Origin of the sequence: Thermus brockianus, from assembly GCF_021462505.1 — a bacterium.
Taxonomy (GTDB): Bacteria; Deinococcota; Deinococci; order Deinococcales; family Thermaceae; genus Thermus; species Thermus hydrothermalis.
The window spans coordinates 133,187-150,861 of sequence record NZ_JAKEDV010000001.1 but is presented as its reverse complement, the minus strand read 5'-3'; the positions used below and the strand labels follow the sequence as shown (position 1 = coordinate 150,861).

At 67.1% G+C, this 17,675-nt stretch carries 24 protein-coding genes and 2 other RNA genes; 6 read left to right on the top strand and 20 right to left on the bottom strand.

Going from position 1 to position 17,675, the window contains the following annotated elements:
- Position 1: 1 nt before the first annotated feature.
- Positions 2–1,417: an Asp-tRNA(Asn)/Glu-tRNA(Gln) amidotransferase subunit GatA gene (gene gatA, locus LXN00_RS00885; RefSeq protein ID WP_234503327.1), complete on the bottom strand. Its 1,416-nt coding sequence runs from the start codon at positions 1,415–1,417 to the stop codon at positions 2–4.
- 7 nt (positions 1,418–1,424) lie between these two features.
- Positions 1,425–2,333 carry a tRNA (adenosine(37)-N6)-dimethylallyltransferase MiaA gene (gene miaA / locus LXN00_RS00880; RefSeq protein WP_234503324.1) on the bottom strand — a complete coding sequence of 303 codons (909 nt, stop codon included), beginning with the start codon at positions 2,331–2,333 and terminating at the stop codon, positions 1,425–1,427.
- Between the two features lie 18 nt (positions 2,334–2,351).
- On the opposite strand from miaA, the gene LXN00_RS00875 reads away from it, so the two are divergent.
- Positions 2,352–2,759, top strand: coding sequence for an Hsp20/alpha crystallin family protein (locus LXN00_RS00875; RefSeq protein WP_071677799.1), 408 nt, complete (start codon positions 2,352–2,354; stop codon positions 2,757–2,759).
- On the opposite strand, the gene LXN00_RS00870 is transcribed toward LXN00_RS00875, so the two are convergent.
- From LXN00_RS00870 to LXN00_RS00860, 3 genes are all read right to left on the bottom strand, one after another.
- A complete protein-coding gene (locus LXN00_RS00870; RefSeq protein ID WP_234503322.1) occupies positions 2,753–3,331 on the bottom strand; it encodes a thymidine kinase in 579 nt (192 codons plus the stop codon). The two genes, LXN00_RS00875 and LXN00_RS00870, sit on opposite strands and share 7 nt — an antisense overlap.
- 65 nt (positions 3,332–3,396) lie before the next feature.
- Positions 3,397–3,612 carry a 50S ribosomal protein L31 gene (rpmE, locus tag LXN00_RS00865; protein ID WP_026234242.1) on the bottom strand — a complete coding sequence of 72 codons (216 nt, stop codon included), beginning with the start codon at positions 3,610–3,612 and terminating at the stop codon, positions 3,397–3,399.
- Positions 3,613–3,690: 78 nt separating this feature from the next.
- Positions 3,691–3,870, bottom strand: coding sequence for a hypothetical protein (locus LXN00_RS00860; protein WP_234503319.1), 180 nt, complete (start codon positions 3,868–3,870; stop codon positions 3,691–3,693).
- Between the two features lie 43 nt (positions 3,871–3,913).
- Between LXN00_RS00860 and rnpB (LXN00_RS00855) the strand changes: the two genes are divergently transcribed.
- An RNA gene (gene rnpB / locus LXN00_RS00855) (RNase P RNA component class A) lies at positions 3,914–4,229 on the top strand.
- A gap of 38 nt (positions 4,230–4,267) precedes the next feature.
- On the opposite strand, the gene LXN00_RS12770 is transcribed toward rnpB (LXN00_RS00855), so the two are convergent.
- From LXN00_RS12770 to LXN00_RS00795, 13 genes are read right to left on the bottom strand one after another with little or no spacing between them, the layout of a single operon-like run.
- Entirely contained in the window at positions 4,268–4,525 is a 258-nt protein-coding gene (locus LXN00_RS12770; RefSeq protein ID WP_418952980.1) for a phage tail assembly chaperone, read from the bottom strand.
- Positions 4,518–4,814 carry a hypothetical protein gene (locus LXN00_RS00850; protein WP_234503316.1) on the bottom strand — a complete coding sequence of 99 codons (297 nt, stop codon included), beginning with the start codon at positions 4,812–4,814 and terminating at the stop codon, positions 4,518–4,520. Before LXN00_RS00850 ends, LXN00_RS12770 begins: the two co-directional genes overlap by 8 nt.
- Positions 4,814–5,716, bottom strand: coding sequence for a pyocin knob domain-containing protein (locus LXN00_RS00845; protein ID WP_234503315.1), 903 nt, complete (start codon positions 5,714–5,716; stop codon positions 4,814–4,816). The genes LXN00_RS00850 and LXN00_RS00845 overlap by 1 nt, the downstream gene beginning before the upstream one ends.
- Positions 5,717–5,727: 11 nt before the next feature.
- Positions 5,728–6,378, bottom strand: coding sequence for a hypothetical protein (locus tag LXN00_RS00840; protein ID WP_234503312.1), 651 nt, complete (start codon positions 6,376–6,378; stop codon positions 5,728–5,730).
- Entirely contained in the window at positions 6,371–7,411 is a 1,041-nt protein-coding gene (locus tag LXN00_RS00835; RefSeq protein ID WP_234503308.1) for a baseplate J/gp47 family protein, read from the bottom strand. Before LXN00_RS00835 ends, LXN00_RS00840 begins: the two co-directional genes overlap by 8 nt.
- Entirely contained in the window at positions 7,411–7,761 is a 351-nt protein-coding gene (locus LXN00_RS00830) for a hypothetical protein (protein ID WP_234503305.1), read from the bottom strand. The genes LXN00_RS00835 and LXN00_RS00830 overlap by 1 nt, the downstream gene beginning before the upstream one ends.
- Before the next feature lie 3 nt (positions 7,762–7,764).
- Positions 7,765–8,412 carry a phage baseplate assembly protein V gene (locus LXN00_RS00825; RefSeq protein WP_234503302.1) on the bottom strand — a complete coding sequence of 216 codons (648 nt, stop codon included), beginning with the start codon at positions 8,410–8,412 and terminating at the stop codon, positions 7,765–7,767.
- Positions 8,409–9,077: a hypothetical protein gene (locus LXN00_RS00820; protein WP_234503298.1), complete on the bottom strand. Its 669-nt coding sequence runs from the start codon at positions 9,075–9,077 to the stop codon at positions 8,409–8,411. Before LXN00_RS00820 ends, LXN00_RS00825 begins: the two co-directional genes overlap by 4 nt.
- Positions 9,077–9,661 carry a hypothetical protein gene (locus LXN00_RS00815; protein ID WP_234503297.1) on the bottom strand — a complete coding sequence of 195 codons (585 nt, stop codon included), beginning with the start codon at positions 9,659–9,661 and terminating at the stop codon, positions 9,077–9,079. The genes LXN00_RS00820 and LXN00_RS00815 overlap by 1 nt, the downstream gene beginning before the upstream one ends.
- On the bottom strand, positions 9,661–12,483 hold the full coding sequence (locus LXN00_RS12605) for a phage tail tape measure protein (RefSeq protein ID WP_326491116.1): 2,823 nt from the start codon (positions 12,481–12,483) through the stop codon (positions 9,661–9,663). Before LXN00_RS12605 ends, LXN00_RS00815 begins: the two co-directional genes overlap by 1 nt.
- Complete coding sequence (locus LXN00_RS00805; RefSeq protein ID WP_234503296.1) at positions 12,480–13,106, bottom strand: M23 family metallopeptidase; 627 nt, start codon at positions 13,104–13,106, stop codon at positions 12,480–12,482. Before LXN00_RS00805 ends, LXN00_RS12605 begins: the two co-directional genes overlap by 4 nt.
- Positions 13,107–13,158: 52 nt before the next feature.
- Positions 13,159–13,920 carry a hypothetical protein gene (locus LXN00_RS00800; RefSeq protein ID WP_234503294.1) on the bottom strand — a complete coding sequence of 254 codons (762 nt, stop codon included), beginning with the start codon at positions 13,918–13,920 and terminating at the stop codon, positions 13,159–13,161.
- Positions 13,907–14,188 (bottom strand): hypothetical protein, encoded by a 282-nt coding sequence (locus tag LXN00_RS00795; RefSeq protein ID WP_234503293.1) that lies wholly within the window; start codon positions 14,186–14,188, stop codon positions 13,907–13,909. The genes LXN00_RS00800 and LXN00_RS00795 overlap by 14 nt, the downstream gene beginning before the upstream one ends.
- 119 nt (positions 14,189–14,307) lie before the next feature.
- Here LXN00_RS00795 and LXN00_RS00790 point away from each other — a divergent pair, with 119 nt between their 5' ends.
- The 4 genes from LXN00_RS00790 (at position 14,308) to LXN00_RS00775 (ending at position 16,200) form a co-directional block, all read left to right on the top strand.
- A complete protein-coding gene (locus tag LXN00_RS00790; protein WP_234503291.1) occupies positions 14,308–14,541 on the top strand; it encodes a helix-turn-helix domain-containing protein in 234 nt (77 codons plus the stop codon).
- 110 nt (positions 14,542–14,651) lie between these two features.
- Entirely contained in the window at positions 14,652–14,876 is a 225-nt protein-coding gene (locus LXN00_RS00785; protein WP_234503289.1) for a helix-turn-helix domain-containing protein, read from the top strand.
- 10 nt (positions 14,877–14,886) lie between these two features.
- Positions 14,887–15,462: a hypothetical protein gene (locus LXN00_RS00780; protein ID WP_234503287.1), complete on the top strand. Its 576-nt coding sequence runs from the start codon at positions 14,887–14,889 to the stop codon at positions 15,460–15,462.
- A 267-nt stretch (positions 15,463–15,729) separates the two neighbouring features.
- The gene (locus tag LXN00_RS00775; protein WP_234503285.1) at positions 15,730–16,200 is read left to right on the top strand and encodes a DUF488 family protein; all 471 of its coding nucleotides are present in this window, start codon (positions 15,730–15,732) and stop codon (positions 16,198–16,200) included.
- On the opposite strand, the gene LXN00_RS00770 is transcribed toward LXN00_RS00775, so the two are convergent.
- Both LXN00_RS00770 and rnpB (LXN00_RS00765) read right to left on the bottom strand, forming a co-directional pair.
- Entirely contained in the window at positions 16,160–17,062 is a 903-nt protein-coding gene (locus tag LXN00_RS00770; RefSeq protein ID WP_234503283.1) for a hypothetical protein, read from the bottom strand. The two genes, LXN00_RS00775 and LXN00_RS00770, sit on opposite strands and share 41 nt — an antisense overlap.
- Positions 17,063–17,077: 15 nt before the next feature.
- An RNA gene (gene rnpB / locus LXN00_RS00765) (RNase P RNA component class A) lies at positions 17,078–17,449 on the bottom strand.
- Between the last annotated feature and the right edge of the window lie 226 nt (positions 17,450–17,675).

The window sequence follows — 17,675 nt, the reverse complement described above, 5'->3', positions numbered from 1 at the left end:
GCTACAGGGCCTCTCCCAAAGGCGTCTTCAGGAAAGCGCGGTCCGTGGCCTCTTCAAAGGCCAAGGCCACCCGCAAGAGGCCCTCGTCCTGGCCCCAAGGGGCGAGGAGCTGGAGCCCCACGGGAAGGTTCCCCTCAAACCCGGCGGGGAAGGAGAGGGCGGGTAGCCCCGAAAGGCTCGCCCCCACGGTGTAGAGGTCCTCCCGGTACATGGCGAGGGGGTCCTGCCGCCCCCCGAGGGGGAAGGCAGGGTGGGGGGTGGTGGGGAGGAGGAGGAGGTCCACCTCCTGGAAAAGGGCCCTGGCCTCCGCCTTAAGCCTCCTCCGGAAAGCCTGGGCCCGGCCGTAGTAGGCCTCGTAGTAGCCGCTCGTGAGGACGAAGGTGCCCACCAGGATGCGGCGCTTGACCTCGAGGCCAAACCGGGCCCGCGTGGCCTCCACCACGGGCCAAAGCTCCTCCCCTTCCGCCCGGTAGCCGTAGAGGGTCCCGTCGTAGCGGGCCAGGTTGGAGCTGGCCTCCGCCGGGGCCAGGATGTAATAGGCGTTGAGGGCCAAGGGCAAGGAGGGCCAGGAAACCTCTTGGATGCGAAACCCCAGGCCCCGGAACACCTCTAAGGCCTCCGCCAGCGCCCGCTCCACCCCCGGGCTGTTGCCCCCTAGCCCCTCCCGCACCACCCCGAGGCGCAAAGGGAGCAAGGGCTCCCCCAGGGCCTCTTGGAAACGGGGAGGAAGGTCCAGGCTCGTGGCGTCCAAGGGGTCTGGGCCCGCCATGGCGTCCATGAGGAGGGCCAGGTCCCGCACGGAGCGGGCCATGGGGCCAATCCCGTCCAGGCTCGAGGCGTAGGCGATCAGGCCATACCGGCTCACCCGGCCGTAGGTGGGCTTCAGGCCGTAGACGCCGCAAAAGGCCGCAGGCTGGCGCACGCTACCCCCCGTGTCCGAGCCCAGGGCCACGGGAGCCAGGTCCGCCGCCACCGCGGAGGCGCTTCCCCCGCTGGACCCTCCCGGCACCCGGCCCGGGTCAAAGGGGTTCTTGGTGGGGAAGAAGGCGGAGTGCTCCGTGGAGGAGCCCATCCCGAACTCGTCCAGGTTGGTCTTGCCCAGGACCAAGGCCCCAAGCGCCTTCAGCCGGGCCACCGCCGTGGCCTCGTAAGGAGGAACGAAGTTTTCCAAAAGCCGGCTCCCCGCCGTGGTGCGCAGGCCTCGGGTGACGATGTTGTCCTTCACCGCCACCACCACCCCGGCCAGGGGAAGGCGTGGGTCTAGGCGCTCTGCTTCCTCCCCAATGGCCTCGTTGAGGGTGAGGAAGGCGCCGAGCTTTGGGTCAAGCCGTTGGACCCGTTCCCAGTACGCCTGGACCACCTCCTTTGGGGTAAGCTCCCCCCGGGCCACCCGGGCGCGGATCTCATAGGCCAACATGCTCCCACTATAGCCCGAAGTGAAGGCCAAGCCAGTCGCGAAAGCCCGTGTAGGCCGCCTCCCCCCCACGGGGCAGGTAGGTGACGTCCCCCGGCTCGTGGCGGAACCAGGTGTACTGCCGTTTGGCGTAGGCCCTCACCGCTTGGATGTCCCGCAAAAGGGCCTCCTCCAAGGAATACTGCCCCTTCAGGTAACCCACCACCTCCTTGTAGCCGATGGCCTGAAGGGCGGTGGGGATCTCGGGATAGCGGGCGAGGAGGTTTCGGACCTCCTCCACGAGCCCGCGGGCAAACTGGGAGCGGGCCCTCTCCTCTAGCTTCGGCCAAAGCCAGGCCCGCTCCGGCCAGAGCACGAGCTTCTTGTAGCGAAAGCGCGGGGGGCGTTTGGGAAAGCAGGCAGGCGGCTTTCCGGTGCGGCGCAGGACCTCCAGGGCCCGCACGAGCCGCCTGGGGTTTTGCCCTACCCGGGCCGCATCCCGGGGGCTTGCCTGAAAAAGTTCCGCCCACAAGGGGGCAAGCCCCCGCTCCTCTAGCTCTTGCCAAAGGGCAGCCTGGACCGCAGGCTCCGGCGGCGGCAGGTCGTGAAGCCCCTCGGAAAGGGCCCGGATGTAGTAGCCCGTTCCCCCCACCACCAGGGGCAGGCGGCCCCGGGCGAGCACGTCCCCAATGGCCGCCTCCGCCATCTCCACGAAACGGGCCACGCTCATGGCCTCGGAGGGCTCGAGCACGTCCACCAGGTGGTGGGGCACCCTTTGCCGCTCCTCTGGGCTTGGCTTATCCGTCCCGATGTCCAGGCCCCGGTAGACCATGGTGGCGTCGGCGGAGATGACCTCGAGGGGCACCTCCTCCCCCAGGCGCAAGGCGAGGAGGGTCTTGCCGCTTCCCGTGGGACCCGCCAGCACCGGCACCGCTTCCACATCCCTTATGCTAAGGGCATGCTGGAGCGCCTGGACCGCCTGGAAACCCTGCGCAAGCTAAAGGAGCTGCAAGAGCGCATCGCCGAGCTGGCCTACCAGCTCACCGGCGAGGAGCCCGCCGCCTGGACCCCCCGGGTGGACCTCCTGGAGGACGAGGACCACTACGTCCTCCTGGTGGACCTCCCCGGGGTGCGCCCCGAGGACCTGGAGCTTTTGGAAGAGGGAAGCCGCATCACCCTGGCTGGGGTGCGCCACCCCCTTCCCGGAACCTACTTGCTGGAGGAAAGGCCCATGGGCACCTTCCGCCGCACCCTGGACCTCCCCGGCCCCATTGAGGAGGGCACCGCCCAGGCCAGCCTCCGCCAGGGGGTATTGGAGGTGCGCTTTAGGAAAAAGAAGGGAACGCCCTTACCCTTAGCTCAGTAAGCCACCTCGTGGCAGGCCCGGCACCGGGGTTCGTAGTGCTCCTTGGCCCCCACCAGGATCACGGGGTCGCTGTAACGGGCGGGCCTCCCGTCCACCAGGCGCTGGGTCCGGGTAGCAGGGGCCCCGCAACGGGGGCAGATGGCGGTGAGCTTCTCCACGAACTCCGCCCGGGCGAGCAGCTCGGGCATGATGCCAAAAGGCTCTCCTCGGAAGTCCAGGTCTAACCCGGCGGCGATGACCCTCACCCCCGCCTGGGCCAGCCGCTCCGCCAGGTCCAGGAAGCCCCGGTCCAGGAACTGCACCTCGTCCACCGCCACCACCTGGGGCAAGGGGGCAAGGTGGGCCTCCATCTCCGCCGCACGCTCCACGGGGATGGCTTCCACCCTTTCCCCGTCGTGGCTCACCACGTGGCTTGCGTGGTAGCGGTCGTCCAGCCTCGGCTTAAAGACCAAAACCCTCTGCCTGGCGATAAGGGCCCGCCGCACCCTACGGATGAGCTCCTCGCTCTTTCCGGAGAACATGGGCCCGGCGATGACCTCAATCCACCCTTGACGGTGCAGTACGGGGGGCATCCTTTCCTCCAGGGGGCATTTTAAAAAGAACCGGGGGCCGAAGCCCCCGGCCCGGCCCTTTACCGCTAGCGCCCCTTGCGGTAGGAGTCGCCGAAGCGGCGCTGGAAGCGCTCCACCCGCCCCTCGGTGTCCACGAACCTCTGCTGGCCCGTGTAGAAGGGGTGGCACTTGCTGCACACTTCCACGTGGATCTCGGGTTTGGTGGAGTAGGTATGGATCACGTTGCCGCACCCGCAGATGATGCGGGCAGGAACCAGCTTGGGATGAATGCCCTCTTTCACGCTCGCCTCCTCCCGCACGGTCTTGGCCGTGCGAAAACCGCTTCCTAGTTTAGGGCCCATAAGCCCTTAAGGCAAGGCCTAGCGGGGCGGGGGCAAGCGGCGCCAGCGGGGACCCGATAGCCGCTTAAGGGCCAAGTAGGCGGCGCCCCCAAGCAGGAAAAGCACGCCCAAAAACCATAGGGTGGCCAAAACCCCAAGGCCCACCAAGCTCAGGAAGAGGAGCAGGAAGGGCACATACCAGGGCAGACGCAGGCCCACCCCTTCACCTTACCAGAAAGAACCGCTAAACTAAAGGATGCCCCGGGATAGGGGTGCGGTCGCGCTCAAGGGGCCAAACCCCCTTGGGTGAGGAAAGTCCGGGCACCATAGGGCAGGGTGCCAGCTAACGGCTGGGCGGGGTAACCCGACGGAAAGTGCCACAGAGAAGAGACCGCCAGCGGCCGGGCCCAAGGCCCGGTGCGGGCAAGGGTGAAACGGTGGGGTAAGAGCCCACCGCCTGGCCTGGTAACAGGCTGGGGCACGGCAAACCCCACTGTCATGCGTCGCATTCAGAGGACAATTTTTGATCACGTTTTTAGATAGTTTGACTGAGTTCAGTCAAGTTCCGAGGCAGTAATGTGAGTCTTTATGCACACTTTATATGAGTCCCTATGGGCTAACTGGATTGTTCGTTAGTTGGCAACTGAGGCCAGGGTATCTCTCCAGCTAACACCTGCTCGTCCGTGAGTTGGCCCGGCAGGTCCCGGAGGGCCTGGCGGTAGGCCGCCCATTCCGGCGGCACGGGCTCACCGCGTTCGTAGGCCCTAGCCACCACCCAGTCGCTTGCTGCCAACCTCCGGTCACGTTCTGCTCGAAAGGCCGCCCATGCCTCGTGTAGGCGGTCAGCCAGTGTACGAACCCTAAGCCTAGCCATCTAGGACCTCCTCTAGTACGTCGGGTTCTGGGCCCTCGTACCAGCGCAGCAAGCGCACGTGCAGTGTATGATCGTCGTCTACCCACACGGAGATGAGCGGAGAAAAGGACATCACCTCTGGCTCTACCCCGATCACCGTATCCCCGGGACTCAGCCCACTTAGGTCGTAAACCTCTTCCAAAACCTCCTCACCGCGTTGCAAGCGGGCAGTCAGGACCCGTGCTGCCCACGAGTACGTCAACGTGTGCCCAGGCAAAGCGACCTGGGGTATGTACACTACGTGGATCATCAGAGCCACCTCCCGATGGCCATGAGGTGATACCGGATGGCGCCCGTGAACAGAGCGGCGGTATTCGTGTTGTTGTAAGGGTATATGGAGGCGGAGGTTGTGTTGCTGGTCGCCAGGAGCATCTTGCCCGACCAGTTTTCGTTCCCACCAATCACGCTGGCCGTCGCGAGTATGGTTGGTGCCGCGGAGAAGGCCGCCGGGAATACCCATGTGTATATACCCCCGTCGGCGTCATCCACGGAGAACCACGCAACCTGCGTCCCGTCCCCGAAACGCGCAAAGCGCCCGTTCGTGTTTTGGCCGTACTGGACGCCCAGCCGCACCCAACCAGACCACCACCCACCCCATACCCACCGCTGTCGCACGTAGATAAAGGGGTCAATCCCGCTATCGTGGGGTACGTATATCTGCGCTACTGCGTCCTGGCCCCCTCTGGCGACGATGAGTACCCCATGCCGGTACGCCGCGGGGGGTGGGTTCGCACCGCCCGTGCCCGCATCCGTCACCCGGTAAACCCCGTGGGTGCCTAGGGTATTCCAATCCACCCCGTTGAAGCCCACCTCGCCGTCAACGGACACCGGGACATGAGTCCCCAGGCTGACCCTCCCCAGGCCGCTCGTCCCCAGAGCGACCACTAGCCCGCCCACGACCGGGGTGAGGGCGGGGAGGGAGGAGGGGTTCTCTAGCCGCGCCACGCGGTTGTGGACCCCGGCGAGGGTGTCCGGTGGGGTGGCGTCCCACGCCACCCCCAGGATATCCGCGATGCGGTTCTTCAGGCGCTCGGTCCGGTTGAGCAGGCGTTGGAACAAGGTCTCTAACGGCCCGATGTTGCGCGGTTCGCCAGGGAGGGGTACCTGAAACTCGTCTTCCCACCGGTTCTGCGGTGTCAGGTTCTTAGGCATGGTCTACCTCCTTAAAGGATTTGAATGGCATCTGGACTCCACACTCCGCCATCGTCCCAGGCGGCCCCGTCATCCCAGGCATCGTAGGGTGAGGGCGTGTAGTACAGGCCGCAAAGCTTGGCATGGGCCGGCTTAAGCTCCCTGATGAGGTTCGGGATACGCCTAAGCTCGGTGGCTCCGAGCGTATAGTCCCAAGGCGTCCCATCGTCCCATGACCCCGCCCCGTCGTCCCACCAGTCCGAGATGTAGGCGGTTACCTCCGGCCAGAGCCACACGCTGAACTCCGCCCATAGGGTAGGGTCGTCCAGGTAGTGCTCCCGCACGTGCGCACGGTAGCCGGCAACCAGGAGGCCTTGCTGGACTCCCGAGAGGGTACCCGCGAGGAGCCAGAATGTACGGGCGTGAACTACTCGCGCCCGGAACGCCTCTGGCTGTTCACCAGCCAACGTAGGGATCAGCCGGGCCTTGGCATGTTCTGCCAAGGCCTCCTCTGAGGCTTGGTGGGGGAAGGCCTCCCGCAGGAGGGCGAAAAGCTCCTCCAGAAGCCGCCCCTCCACCCCCCCCAACATTCGGACCATCCCATCCGCCGCCCCTCCCTCCCGGGGGTAGCGCCCGGGAGGGAGGAGGGAGAGGAGGTGGCGGTAGGCGGCTTCTTTAAGCATTCACCGCCTCCACGGCCACGGACCCGGGGACGATGAGCTCGTCCTGGGCCACGGAGACGCTCCCAGCGGGCGAGAGGAGCTCCACCGCCCTCAGGCCCCCGTAGCCGTGCAGGGTGTCCATGAGCCTCGAGGGCCAAAACGCCTCGCCAATGCCCAGGCTGTGGAGGAAGGCGGACGCCCGCCCCGCCCACACCTCGGGGGCCGGGGCCCCGGGCTCCAGGTAGAGGCGGAGGGCCAGGTCCAAGGTCCTTGCCCTCGGCCCCCGCACCAGGGCGTTCACCGTGAGGGGACGTCGGGCGTCCACCACGGCCTGCACCCGGGCGATGAGCTCCGCCGAGGGCAGGCCCTGGGCCGGGGCGATGACCACGTCCACGGTCCCCTGGCCCCGGGGGTGGTCATCCAGGACGACCACCTTGCGCACCTCGGGGTCCTCGAGGGCCCAGCTCATGTAGGCGTGGTACGTGCTCCCCAGGCCCAGGGCGGGCCAAGAGAGGAGGCACCGGGCCCGCAGCTCCTCGTCCGTCTCCCGGTCCAGCCCCGGCTCCTCCACGGCGAGGACCTGGAGGTGCTCTACCCCAGGGACCACGGTCACGGGGTACAGGCGGGTCCCCTCGGGAAGGTTGTAACGGGCCCCCACCCCCTCGGAGGTGAGGACCACCTCCGCCCCGGGGGCGAAGGGGCCCTCCACCCGGTACCGCAGGTCGTCTAGGCCCACCAGGGCCCCGGGGGGGAAGGTGCCCGCGCCGCTCGCCTCCACCCGCGCCCGCAGGCGGGCGGGCCGGACAACCTTGCGCGCCAGGCCGAGCCCTCGGGCGTGCTCGTCCAGCCACTCCCCCGTGGCCGTGGTGACGAAGAGCTGGGGCAGGAGGGCCCGGAGGGTGGCCCGCACGTCCAGGCCCACCTGGGCGGCCAGGCGCAGGTAGGTGCCGAAGGCGCTAAACGCGTCCGGGTTGCGAACGGGGAAATTGCTCGGCAGATAGCCGAGGAGCTCCTCCGTGACCTCCTCCAGGGTAGGGACTGGGATATCCGGCATCAGGCCCTCCTTAGCTCAGGCAGGAGCACGAGCGTCCCCTCCTCCAGGGTGAGGACGAGGCGCAGGCGGTCCCCCTGCCACTCCGAGGCCGCCTCCCGCACCCGGGCGTCCTCCAGGCAGGTTCGCTCCGCCTCCTGCTGGGCTTCCACGCGGGTGAGCTCGTCCGCGGCGGCCTGCACGAAGTCCAGCAGGTCGCTCCCCTCCGCGGGGAAGGCCCAGTGGCTTCCCCGGGGAGAGACGAGGCGGGCCAAGAGGTCCTGCCGCACCACCGCGAGCCCCTCCACCAGGACCGCATCGCCCCGGGGCGAAAAACGGAAGTCGCCATCCTCCCAAAGCCAATCCCGGTACATCCCTCACCCCGAGAACACCTTGCCCGAGCCCCCGACGATGACCCCGATGGAGGCCCCCACCTGCACGGGGTCCCCCACCCGGGCCACGGCGGGGCCTCCCCCCGCCAGCTCCACCCGGGGGGCGTCCACGCGCACCACCGCCGTGCCCCGGAGCTCCGCCGTGCCGTCCGGCTTCAGGCGCAACACCACCCCGGGGGCCGCCTGGGCCTCCACCCCCCCGTCCGCCTTCAGCCTCACCCAGGTGTCGGGGTCCTTCTGCAGGAGGTACTCCCCCTCCTCCACCTGGGGGACCGCCTGGCCTTCGGGGAGGATCCCGTCCACATAGGGATAGGCGGGGTCCCCGTCGTAGTAGGCCACCCGCACCACGCTCCCCACGGCGGGCAGGGCGAAGACCCCCCGCCCGGGGCCGGCCCACGGCACGTCCAGGGGGACGTCCCGCAGGACGGGGCGCCTGGGATCGGGCCGGCCGTCGGGGGTGAGGGGCTCCAGGTCCACGCTGTAGCGCACGCTCCCCGGGGGCCCGGCCACCCCCGCCTCGGAGCGCACCCGCAGAACCCTGGCCTTGTGGGGCAGGTGGGTGCGGTGGGCGAGCTCCGGCCACAGGCTCTCCACGATGCGGCGCAGGGCGTGCTTGAGGGTTTCGCTCCTCATACCAGGTACACCTCGTGGTACGAACCCTTTGGGGCGAGGACCAGGCGGTGCTCCACCACCCTCCCCTCCCCCTCGGGCCAGCGCACCCGGTGGAGGAGGCGGAGGCGAGGGAGGGGGGCGATCTTGAGGTAGGTCCGCCCGCCCAGGTCCCGCGCCACCGCCACCTCCTGCTCCCGCAAGACGTGCAGCACGCCGTAGTGGGGGCTCCGGGAGGCGGGCCCCACGTAGAGCACGCCCCCATCCAGCTCGTGGGCCACCGCCCCGGCGCCCCAGGGGGATAGGATCCGCTCCACCGCCTGGTAGGCGGGGAGGCGGGGCAGGGCGTAGTGCCGGCGCTGGGGGGCCTGCAGGTCCACCTGGATCTTTGCCCCCACCTGGCCGGCGATCCAGCGGAGGAGGGTGGCGGCGTCCACGTCCTGGAAGCCCATCGGCCCCACCTCCTTTCGCCAGGCGGGAAGCCCCCAGCAGACCCGTTCCAGGGGGCTTGGGGAGGCGGTCGCCACCCCCAGGAAGAGGAGACCCTCCAGCTCCACGGAAACCTCGCCGCCCACGGGGGCCTCCACCCCCTCCAGGAGGCAGGTGCGCCAGGGGACGAAGAGGCCTTCCCACAGCTCCACCCGGGAGGGGACCCCGTAGGGGGTCTTGGGCTGGGGCAGGTGAACCATTACCGGCCTCCTCCGAGGGCCAGGGCGGACTGGCGCCCGTCCACGAAGCCCTGGACGAACGCGGGCGGCTTGGGGGGCGTGGGGGGGTTGCGCTGCGCCTGGGCGCTCCCCTTGGGAGGGCCGGCCACGGGCCCCCTTTGCACGGCCGCCTGGAGGGCGGCTTCTTCCCGGGCGTTTCCCTCCTTGAGGGCCTCCCGGGGCTCCGTCTGGGTGAGCTCCAGCACGGCGTAGAGGCCGTCCTCCCCGCCCTCCTCCCGGGTGGTGAGCCGGGCGAACAGGGCCTTCTCTATCCCCCGGGCCGCCAGGTGGGGGTGGACCACCCGCAGGGGCTCGGTCTTGCTCTTGGCGAACTTGGCCTGAAGCCGCTTTACCTCCGCCAGAGGGTCGCCCCCCACGAGGCGGAGGAGAATGCGCACCCGGTGGTCGCGGTAGCCCCTGAGCACGTGGATGTCCGCCGCTTTCCCCTCCCGGGGCAGGCTCTCCACGGCGTTCTCCCCTTCCACCTCCACCGAAACCACGATCCCGGGCATCTCCTCCCCGTCCAGACGCAGGCGGTCGCCGGTGGCGAAGCGCAAGTAGGGCATCAGGCCTCCTCCAGGTAGGGGAGCATGAGGCGCTTGAGCGCCTCCAGGAACCCCTCGGGATCCTGGACCGAGGGGAGCTCAATGCGCTCAATGCGCACCACCTGGACCACCCTCCCTTCCCGGGGGGACGCCGGGGCGGAGGCCCCAGGGGCCTGGGCGGGGGAAGCCGCAAGGGTGGGGGGCTGGAGGGCGGGGGCGCCCTCGAGGCCCAGGCGCAAGGCGGGGAGTTCGGGCAGGCGAGGAGCGGGCACCTCCACCTGGGGCAGGGAAATCAGGGACTGGGCCGCCCGATGCACCGCGGGGGCCATGCCCTGCAGACCCACCGCCATCCCCAGGGCGGTCATGGCCCCCAACTGGGCGAAAACCCGAGAGGGCGAGCGGATGCCCAGAAGGCGCTTGAGGGTGGCGAGGGCGCTCTGGCCGATCCCCTTCACGGCGTTCACCGGGGCCAGCGCCAAGCTCCGGATCCCCTCGGCGAGCCCTTGCACGATGGCCCGGCCCGCCTCAGCGAAGGGAGCGGCGAGGGAACGCACCCATCCCAGGGCCTGGGAAAGGGAGCCCCGCACCGCCTCCCACACCACCCCCGCCAGCCGCAGGGGCGCGGAAAGGAGGGAAACCAGGGAACCCCACGCCTCGCGTGCCCACCCCAGGGCCTGGGAAAGGTCGCCTCGGAGGAGGGCGGAAATGGCCTGAACGACAGAGGCCACCACCGCCCGCAAGGAGCCAAAGACGGCTTGGGCCAGGCCCACGAGCCCCTGCCAGGCCCTCCCCACCGCTTCGCCCAAAGCTGCCAGGGCGGGGAAGCGCCGGCTGGCCACGTCCCACAGGCGCTCTAGGGCGGCGATAGCCAGGTCCACCACCACCCCCGCCACCCGGATGGGCACCGACAGCACAGCCCGGATGCCCTCCCACACCCGGAGAGCCCCCAGGCGGGCCCGGTCCAGGTCCAGGGTGAAGAGGCCCACCAGAACGTCCACCGCTCCCCGCACCACCCGCACGGCCCCGGCCAGCCCCTCCCCGAGGATGGGGGCGAGGCGGCGGGCCAGGAGCTCCACGAGGCCTACCATGAAGCCCAACCCGAAGGCCACGTGGTAGAGGACCCGGTCTAGGGCCTGCGGGATAGCCGCCAAGGAGGCCCGCACCGCGCCCGCCACCGGGCGGAACGCCTCGGCCAAGGCGGCGCCCACGCCCCGAAGCTCCGCCACCACGGGAGCGAAGGCGCCACGGATGACGCCCAGAGTGCCCATGACGCCCTCCCGGAACTGGGCGCTGGCCTGCCAGGCCCGCCAGAAGGCCCAGGCCAGACCCGCCAGCAGGGTGGCCATCAGGCCGATGGGGTTCAGGAGGATGGCCCTCCCCAGGAGGAGTACCCCCCGCCCGGCGGCGATGGCCCCCCGCTCCAAAGCCAGGAGCCCGGCCCGGGCGGCGGCCAAAGGCCCACCCATCCCCGCCACCTGGGCCCGCAACAGGGCCAGCCCCAGGCCGAAGAGGCGGGCTTGGCGGCTGGCGCCCACGAGGGCTCCTTGGAGGGCCAAGAGGCCCATCCGGGCGTTGGCCAGGGCGAAGCCCAAGGCCCCGAGGCCCGCCACCAAAAGCCCGCCCACGACCAGGAGCCCGCCCAACCCAGCGCCCACGGCCACCACCGCCACCCGTAGGGCGGGGAAGCGGTCCAAGAGGTCCGCCGCCCGGTTGGCGAGGGCGGCGAGGCGCTCCACCACGGGCTTCACCACGGGGATGAGGGCGTTCCCCAGGGTGATCCAGATGCGCTCCAGGGCGTTCCTGAGGAGGATGAGCTGGTTGCGCAGGGTGGCGGAGCGGTTTTGGAACTCGGCCATGACGCTACCGGCGTAGCCCGCCGGGCTCGCCACCAAGCCGAAGGCCCGCCGGAGGACGTCCAGGGAGCCCACCAACTTGGCGATATCGTCCGCGTACTCCATGCCGAAGAGGTCCGAGAGGACGGCGAGCTGGTCAGGGACCGCCCTGAGCCGGCCCAAGAAGTCCAGGATGGCCCCGGTGGCGTCCCGCTTGAGGGCGGCTTGTAGCGCAGTGGCGGAAAGCCCGAGCCGGGCCAAGGCCTCTTGGAAGGCCTTGGGCTGGGCCGGGGCCGTGGCCAGGCGCTGGAAGAGGGCGTTGAGCCCCGTGGCCGCCACCTCGGGGGCAGTGCCCAGGGCCAGGAGGCTGGCGGAGAAGGCCGCCACCTGCTGGCCTGTGAGGCCGATGAGCTTCCCCGTGCTCCCCACGCGGCGGACCACCTCCAGGATCTCGGGGGCGGTGGCCGCCAGGTTGTTGGACAGGGTATTGATGGCGTCGGCCACCCGCATGACGCCCTCTTGGGAGACCCCCAAGATGTTCCGGAGCTTGGCCAGGGCGTCCCCCGCGGCGCCCGCGGAAATGCCGAAGGCGACCCCCACCCGGGCGGCGTCCTGGGTGAAGCGGGTGAGCTCGGCGATGGGGATGCCCGCCTGCCCGGCGGCGGCGGCGATCTCCGTGAGCTCGCGAGCGGTCATGGGGATGACCCGGGTCAGGCCGAGGAGCTCCCGTTGCAGGGCCGCCAGGGCCGGGGCCGGGGCGTCCACCACCTTGCGCACGTCGGCGAAGGCGTCCTCAAAATCCATCGCCGCCCGGGTGGCGAGGACGAGGGGGGTGGCCAGGGCGGCCCCGGCTCCCGCCACGCTGAGCCCCGCCCCCATGCGCTGGAGGGCGAGGTCCGCCCGGTGGGTGAGCTCCTCCACCCGGCGCAGGCTCTCCCCTACCCGGCCCAGGGGCCCCGTCATGCGGTCCACGAGCTCCATGAGGACTTGGAGGCGGAAGAAGGCGTTCACAGCTTCCTCACGGCGATTTGCGCCAGGTCAGGGCGCTCCAGGTTCAGCACCACCGGGCCGAGCTCCTGCCGGGTGGGGTTGAAGAGGACGCCCACCCGGTAGTAGCGCCGCGCGGGGGCGTAGTTCTCCTTGATGAAGGCTACCGGGTCAAGGTAGTGGGCCTGGATGTAGCCCCGGTCCATGCCCGGCCAGGCGTCGGGGGGGATGGGGGACCGGCGCACCTCCACGTGCAGGTGGGCCAGGAAGGGGCGGGCGGGATCGCCCTTGCCCACGCTCCCCACAGGCTCGCCCGCCATGACCCAGTCCCCCTCGCGGACGGTCATGAAGAGAAGGTGGGCGTACTGCGTGTAAAAGCGCCCCAGGCCCGGCAGGTCGTGCTCCAAGAGCACGATGTTCCCCCAGACCCGGTGGGGCCTGGCGTGCCGAACCACCCCCTCGGCGATGGCCACCACCGGGTAGCCCAAGTCCCCGTCCCCCGAGGTGCCCTTCAGGTTTAGATCGGCCCCGGGGTGCTCGGCGGGGGGAAGCCCCGCGTTCCGGCGCCAGGTGGGGTAGGCGGGGTCCAGGAAACCCGCGTCCACACGCACTTTGTCGGGTTCGGGAAAGGGCCAGATGAGGCGCATAAGGGTTTGCCCCCCGGTTGCCCGGGGGGCAGTTTGGCACCTTAGCCCAAGTTTACGCCAGAGCTTGGGGCTTGTCCAGTAGCCGGCGGGCGATCTCCCCCAGGAGCCTAGCCTGTTCCATGAGGAGCCGGGCCAGGTCGGTTTCCGAGGCCCGCTCCTTCTCGGGCGCCTTCTCCTGTGCCCTCAAAGGCTTCTTCTTGGCCCGCTTCGTCGGGTAGGGGCTCTTGCGCAGGTGGAAGACCCCTAGGCGGCGAGCCCAGCGGCCCAGCGTGGTCTTGGGTACCCCGGTGGCCCGCTCAATGGCCCCGTACGAGAGCAAGGAGCCGTCTGGAGCGCGCACCTCACCGGTGAGCATGCGCACGGCCAGAGCCCGGTCTCCCCTGCCCTGCCCCACTGGGAAAAGAGGCGGCTGGGCGGGGGCTGGGGCCGCCCCTTCAAAGAGGAGCCTGTCCAGGGTCTCAAAGGCCCAGCGCTGGAAGGCGATCACCCTCTGCCGCTTGGCGGGATCCTGGATGCGGGAGGCGGAGAGTTTGACCAAGACCCCAAGGACGCCCGGGCGTTGGAGGAAGGCCGTTTTGTGGGGCACTCCGTCCCGGAGGATCGTTACGATACTCTGGTAGGAAGCGAGAACGGGATCCCGCTTGACAATGCCCCTCAAAGGCCCCAGATCGTAGCCAACCGCCTCCGCCAACCGCGCCAGGGGCACCGCCACCTCCGTCCGCCCCCCCACGTCCAGCCAGGCCACGGGCAGGTGGGTGCCGGCGGGGGCCTCGAGGTCCCGCATCCGGATGATTTTGGCCTCAGGCGTCGTCATCGTCCTCCTCCAGAGCGCTTGCTAGGAGCACGGAGAGGGGCAGGGGGCCGTCCAGCAGGCCGGCGAGGTACACCTCCCGCACCGCCTCAACAAAAGCGGGCCAGTCATCCTGACGGGCCGCGTCCCAGATGGCCTCCAGATATGGGGCCAGCCGGTTGAACAAAATCCCCTGACCCGGAGAAAGGGTCAACCCGGGGGTGGTCCTAAAGGCCGCTATTATCGCCGCGAAACTTGTGGTACGATGCATAAGCACCTCCACTACCTCCACTACCTCCAGTACCTCCGGTGCCCTAGGGGCTTGCTTGGTAGGGGGGCCCCTAGGTGCCCTTAGGGTAGCATAGTTGCGACTATCAGTCAATAGGGCTATATATCTGCTACTATTGAGGCATGCCACGGGTGCGCTTCAAACTGAAGGAGGTCCTTGAACAGGAGGGGTTGAGCGCCTACCGCCTGGAGAGGCTTCTTGGCGACCGGATTAGCCGGGCCACGGTATACCGGTGGGTACGAAGTGCCCCGGCACGCCCCGACCTCGAGGCCCTCGCCTGGGTCATCTGGGGGCTACGCAAGCTCACGGGAAAACCCTATGACGTCTGTGACCTTTTGGAATACGAGGAAGAATAAGCCTCCTTGCCAGGGATGCGTGTTGGGGCCAACCTTCTTGGGCTTTGTCTATAGGAGGTCAAGACCTTTGTCTTTTCAGATGGTCAGATGAATTGGTATATGCTTCACGCATGATTAGGTACCGGGTCCGCATCAAAGAGCTCGCAGACGCCAATGGCATCACCCTATACCGCATCGCGCGGACTAGTGGCCTATTGACGAACACCGTGTACAACGCAGCGGAAGGACGCCATCAGCCCACCCTAGAAACCCTGGCCAAGATCCACGGCGCCCTCGAGGTCCTCCTCGGGCGCCGGGTGGAGCTGGATGAGTTGATTGAGGTGATTCGGGAGTAAACTCAAAGTCATGCAAAAGGCACCCTGGATCCTGGTCTTGGCGGGTACGCTTATCGGCACGGTACAGGCTCAGGCCACGAAGATAAGCGACGCGATGGCCAAACTTAAGAAGGTGGACCACATAGTCCAGGTGGTGGAGGAAAAACTCCCTCCGCCTCCGCCTGAACGTTCCGCCGAACGGAAATACCGCGTCTGGGTGAGAAACCCCGAAACAGACCGCGTTACGGAGTACATAGTCTTTTTTGGAGCCCCGAAGGGCGGGCGCTACTTCAACCTCCTGAGCATCCGCTTTGAAGAAGCACCTAACTTTGACGAGGCGCTTTATGGCGTCGCCTACCTCTCCGGGATCGTTGAGGTATTGTGTTTGGGGCTGGCCAAGCAGACCAGTGACAACATCATGTACTGGCTGGCCGACAGGACTGAGCGGATCAGGAGCGAAGGCACCGGTCAGTTCAACCGGAACTTTGGCCCTGTGACCGTAGATCTCGCGGGCTATAAAGACATCACGGGGTTTGGAAGTATGCTTCTCGCCTTCACCCGACACGGCACGCCAGGCAAAACCTGGCCCAAGTGGTGCATACCCTGAGTTTTCGCCAGTAAAGCGAACCCCCGGTCATATGGCCGGGGAGCTCCTTTCAACGAGGAGAAGCGCTATGCGCCTACTTCCGGCTCAGAAAGCCCCCAAGCCAACCCAACAACCCGCTTAGGAAACTGGCCATCTTCTCGGGAACGGTCATTATAGCGAAAAAGACCGACCCCACAAGAAAGTGCTCAAATGGTATCGGCAAGAACTGAACCATCAGGCGTCAAGGGCTTGCCAACCTCCGTATTGGAGGAGTAGGATTTCCCCACAATGAGGGTTGTTTATACCATCGGCTACGAGGGCCTGAAACTTCCGGAGTTTATCAGCTTTCTTCGCGGGAAGGGGATCGTTGTCGTAGCCGATGTGCGGGAACTCCCTTTGAGCCGAAAACCCGGTTTTTCCAAAGTCAGCTTGAGAGCCGCCCTTGAAGACGCCGGCATCTACTACCGCCATATCCGCGAGCTCGGTGCTCCGAAACCTCTAAGGGACTATCTCAAGAGGACGGGAGACTGGCCCACTTATCGTCAGAATTACCTCCAGTTACTCCAACAGCGCCCCGGTGTGCTGGAGGAGTTGGGGATGCTCGCGTGCGAATACCCAACCGCGCTCTTGTGCTTTGAAGCAGACCCAGCGACTTGCCATCGGTCCATTATTGCCGAAGCATTGCTAGCCACTGGTTGGGTTCAGGAGGCCCTAGACCTCAGAAAAGAGGCGTACAAGCTTGCTTCTTCGGCCAGATGAACCCAATCACCGCGTAGAGGGTTGGGCGAGCATATCGGTAGTGGATACTCCCTACCACAAGGTAAGGTTCCCTTTCTAAGGAGAAGATTTCCCGCTCAACCTTTTGGCGCACGCTATTGACCGCCCTTTCCCTGCTACCAAGGCGTTGCTCCTCTTTGAAGTAAAGCCGGTAGATCTCCCAGTCCAAAACCACCTTCTCATACCTTTTCCCGGTGGCGTCCAGAAAGGAAAGGCGAAACTGGTAAGGGCAAAAGCGCAGTGGTGTTTTAGGCAAAGAAAAAGCCGGCTCTATATCTTCAAAAAGCCCCTCGGCGAGTATCTGAGGCACAGCCAACTTTGCCTTCTCCTTTTCGCTCCAATCTTCCCCTCGGTACTGAGCTACCAGCTCGGCACTACCCGGCACAGCCGCTACAACCCCGATCGTACGCCCCCAAACCCGTCGCCAAACTACCTCCCTTTGTTCCCCCGCGAAGAGGCTTTGTTCCTGGATCGGCTTTCTTTCCCTACGGATCATTTGTTCTTCAAAAGCCGCCAAGCTGGGAAATAGGGTGGGGCGGATAAACTCCATTCTTCTGTGCCAAGTCCCCTCATCCGTGCCGATGTGATCTACTTTCCGAATGCTCCGATGGTCCACCAGTCGGAAGCTTTCAGGGCGGGGGTCGTTTTGAGCCCGCTCTAAAGGCATCTCTAAGATGTCATACTTTTGGAACCTATAGTCTCCCTCTAACAAACGGAAAGGGTAGGGATAAATACGCACCCACTGTCCATCCCTGAGCCTTATTCCTGCCGTACAAGTGATCTCACCGTACTTCCGGCTCGGGCTAGGGTAGGTTTTAACAACCATCAAGACCCGCTCGGTCATAGCAGCGCTTTATAAGCCCCGGGACAGGGCGTAAGCCGGGTTCTGTTTCTGCGGTCATCTCTCTGGGACCGGTGTCGCCACCGGCCTCAAGCGGCCCATCCCAGGGGTTCTGGCGGGCCGGGCAAGCCCTTCCCCTCTACTGGGCCTTGCACCGGGTGGGGTTTGCCGTGCCCCAGCCTGTTACCAGGCCAGGCGGTGGGCTCTTACCCCACCGTTTCACCCTTGCCCGCACCGGGCCTTGGGCCCGGCCGCTGGCGGTCTCTTCTCTGTGGCACTTTCCGTCGGGTTACCCCGCCCAGCCGTTAGCTGGCACCCTGCCCTATGGTGCCCGGACTTTCCTCACCCAAGGGGGTTCGGACCCTTGAGCGCGACCGCACCCCTGACCCGGGGCACTTCCTATTGTGAAAGCATTGAGCGTTTCGGTCAAGTTCAGGGACAAAAATGGGCCATTTTCCCCATCCCCAAAGCCCAAGCACCTGCGAACGCACCCCAAAACGGGCCCTAAAACGGCCGATAAGGCGGGGGGTCCGAGGCGCAAAGGGGAAATCCGTGGCACCCCCCGCCAAAGCCTTCTAGGGGGGTTACAGGGGCTCAGAGACCCCTTCCGGGGACG

Excerpts from the sequence above, each read along its gene's own strand:
- gatA (WP_234503327.1), bottom strand. The coding sequence starts at position 1,417 with ATGTTGGCCTATGAGATCCGCGCCCGGGTGGCCCGGGGGGAGCTTACC.
- LXN00_RS00875 (WP_071677799.1), top strand. The coding sequence starts at position 2,352 with ATGCTGGAGCGCCTGGACCGCCTGGAAACCCTGCGCAAGCTAAAGGAG.
- LXN00_RS00870 (WP_234503322.1), bottom strand. The coding sequence starts at position 3,331 with ATGCCCCCCGTACTGCACCGTCAAGGGTGGATTGAGGTCATCGCCGGG.
- LXN00_RS12770 (WP_418952980.1), bottom strand. The coding sequence starts at position 4,525 with ATGGCTAGGCTTAGGGTTCGTACACTGGCTGACCGCCTACACGAGGCA.
- LXN00_RS00850 (WP_234503316.1), bottom strand. The coding sequence starts at position 4,814 with ATGATCCACGTAGTGTACATACCCCAGGTCGCTTTGCCTGGGCACACG.
- LXN00_RS00845 (WP_234503315.1), bottom strand. The coding sequence starts at position 5,716 with ATGCCTAAGAACCTGACACCGCAGAACCGGTGGGAAGACGAGTTTCAG.
- LXN00_RS00840 (WP_234503312.1), bottom strand. The coding sequence starts at position 6,378 with ATGCTTAAAGAAGCCGCCTACCGCCACCTCCTCTCCCTCCTCCCTCCC.
- LXN00_RS00835 (WP_234503308.1), bottom strand. The coding sequence starts at position 7,411 with ATGCCGGATATCCCAGTCCCTACCCTGGAGGAGGTCACGGAGGAGCTC.
- LXN00_RS00830 (WP_234503305.1), bottom strand. The coding sequence starts at position 7,761 with ATGTACCGGGATTGGCTTTGGGAGGATGGCGACTTCCGTTTTTCGCCC.
- LXN00_RS00825 (WP_234503302.1), bottom strand. The coding sequence starts at position 8,412 with ATGAGGAGCGAAACCCTCAAGCACGCCCTGCGCCGCATCGTGGAGAGC.
- LXN00_RS00820 (WP_234503298.1), bottom strand. The coding sequence starts at position 9,077 with ATGGTTCACCTGCCCCAGCCCAAGACCCCCTACGGGGTCCCCTCCCGG.
- LXN00_RS00815 (WP_234503297.1), bottom strand. The coding sequence starts at position 9,661 with ATGCCCTACTTGCGCTTCGCCACCGGCGACCGCCTGCGTCTGGACGGG.
- LXN00_RS00805 (WP_234503296.1), bottom strand. The coding sequence starts at position 13,106 with ATGCGCCTCATCTGGCCCTTTCCCGAACCCGACAAAGTGCGTGTGGAC.
- LXN00_RS00800 (WP_234503294.1), bottom strand. The coding sequence starts at position 13,920 with ATGACGACGCCTGAGGCCAAAATCATCCGGATGCGGGACCTCGAGGCC.
- LXN00_RS00790 (WP_234503291.1), top strand. The coding sequence starts at position 14,308 with ATGCCACGGGTGCGCTTCAAACTGAAGGAGGTCCTTGAACAGGAGGGG.
- LXN00_RS00785 (WP_234503289.1), top strand. The coding sequence starts at position 14,652 with ATGATTAGGTACCGGGTCCGCATCAAAGAGCTCGCAGACGCCAATGGC.
- LXN00_RS00780 (WP_234503287.1), top strand. The coding sequence starts at position 14,887 with ATGCAAAAGGCACCCTGGATCCTGGTCTTGGCGGGTACGCTTATCGGC.
- LXN00_RS00775 (WP_234503285.1), top strand. The coding sequence starts at position 15,730 with ATGAGGGTTGTTTATACCATCGGCTACGAGGGCCTGAAACTTCCGGAG.
- LXN00_RS00770 (WP_234503283.1), bottom strand. The coding sequence starts at position 17,062 with ATGACCGAGCGGGTCTTGATGGTTGTTAAAACCTACCCTAGCCCGAGC.